The organism is Brevundimonas sp. SL161, from assembly GCF_049896985.1.
Taxonomy (GTDB): Bacteria; Pseudomonadota; Alphaproteobacteria; order Caulobacterales; family Caulobacteraceae; genus Brevundimonas.
The window spans coordinates 1-577 of record NZ_JAFCVJ010000093.1; the positions used below are offsets into that span (position 1 = coordinate 1).

Sequence of the window (577 nt, forward strand, 5' to 3'; positions counted from 1 at the left end):
GGTCGGGCATCGATCGTAGCGGGTGGCGACGCGCCGCCAGTCTTTGAGCCTGCCGAACATGATCTCTATGCGGTTTCGGCTTTTGTAGCGGCGCTTGTCGTAACGGATAGGCTCGGTCCTGGATTTCCGACCAGGGATGCAGGGCGTGATGCCCTTGGCCTGCAAGGCCTCCCTGAACCAGTCCGCGTCATACCCGCGGTCGCCCAGCAGCCATTGCGCCCTGGGCAGGCTGTCCAGTAGGGCGGCTGCACCGGTGTAGTCGCTGACCTGGCCCGCCGTCACGAACAGGCTGATCGGGCGTCCGTTCGCATCAGTCACGACATGAAGCTTGGTGTTCATGCCGCCCTTGGTGCGTCCAATCAGCCGCCCAAGACCCCCTTTTTTTACCCCAGGCTCGAAGCCGTGCGGTGCGCTTTGAGATAGGTCGCGTCGATCATGACGGTGCGCCGTTCGGCCTAGGCGCCAGACAGCCGCTGCATCATCCTGATGAAGACGCCGGCCTCGCTCCATCGCTTCCAGCGATTGTACAACGTCTTGTGTGGGCCATAGACCGGCGGCGCGTCACGCCAGCGCAGCC

1 pseudogene is annotated in these 577 nt (G+C 63.8%); it reads right to left on the bottom strand.

Annotated elements, in window-relative coordinates:
• Positions 1-577: pseudogene (locus tag ACP7AU_RS17795) on the bottom strand (IS5 family transposase); the annotation flags it as partial.